The organism is Bacillus sp. SRB_8 (assembly GCF_003264205.1).
Lineage (GTDB): Bacteria > Bacillota > Bacilli > Bacillales > Bacillaceae_G > Bacillus_A > Bacillus_A mycoides.
Window position 1 is genome coordinate 1 of record NZ_NADT01000013.1, and the last position, 703, is coordinate 703.

At 34.7% G+C, this 703-nt stretch carries 1 protein-coding gene and 1 pseudogene; both read right to left on the reverse strand.

All coding sequences use genetic code 11. From position 1 onward, the window contains the following. A pseudogene (locus B5P40_RS08960) lies at positions 1-351 on the reverse strand (IS6 family transposase); the annotation flags it as partial. Positions 352-359: 8 nt separating this feature from the next. Then, on the reverse strand, positions 360-494 hold the full coding sequence (locus B5P40_RS33400) for a hypothetical protein (RefSeq protein ID WP_002192042.1): 135 nt from the start codon (positions 492-494) through the stop codon (positions 360-362). Between the last annotated feature and the right edge of the window lie 209 nt (positions 495-703).

Here is a 703-nt window from a genome sequence, read left to right on the forward strand (position 1 = left end):
AACTCTTGAATCGCTACAGGGTAGGCAGGGTTCTTATCTACTGTTATCACACGTGGTTTAGACACGTACGAAAAAGCGCTTGGCTGCTTGTTTATCTCTTGATTTACTTAGATAAAAATCAATGGTGTTCCCTTCGGAATCTACAGCACGATATAAATACATCCATTGACCTTTTACTTTGATATAGGTTTCATCAACTCTCCATGAGTCATTTGTTGATTTAAGATGATATCGTACTTTCTCTTCTAATTGGGGCCCATATTGATGAACCCAACGCATAATGGTTGTGTGAGCGATTGATACTCCTCGTTCTTCCATCATTTCCACCAGGTTACGAAAGCTCAAATTGTACCATATATTTACATAACAAATAAGAAACATAAAACATATAACACCAAGTAGAAGAAACCTAATATTCCGCCTATAGCTAGTACCTGTTTAACCCAGCTCTTGAATTTCAGATTACTGTCAATAATCGCTTGCACTCTTTCCATAGTCGTTTCCTCCTATTAAGGAGAACCCTTAAAGACTCTCACCTCGCTATGGTACCATTAAAGAATGACTAATAGATGTCTAATTTTTGTCTAAATGTATAACATTGCCCTATATGCAATATTGCATATAAAAATATATTGATATAATTATAAGTGCTTACTATAATAAAAGCATAAAGATAAATAACATCTTAGCAACAACAAAAGAG

Excerpts from the sequence above, each read along its gene's own strand:
- B5P40_RS33400 (WP_002192042.1), bottom strand. The coding sequence starts at position 494 with ATGGAAAGAGTGCAAGCGATTATTGACAGTAATCTGAAATTCAAGAGC.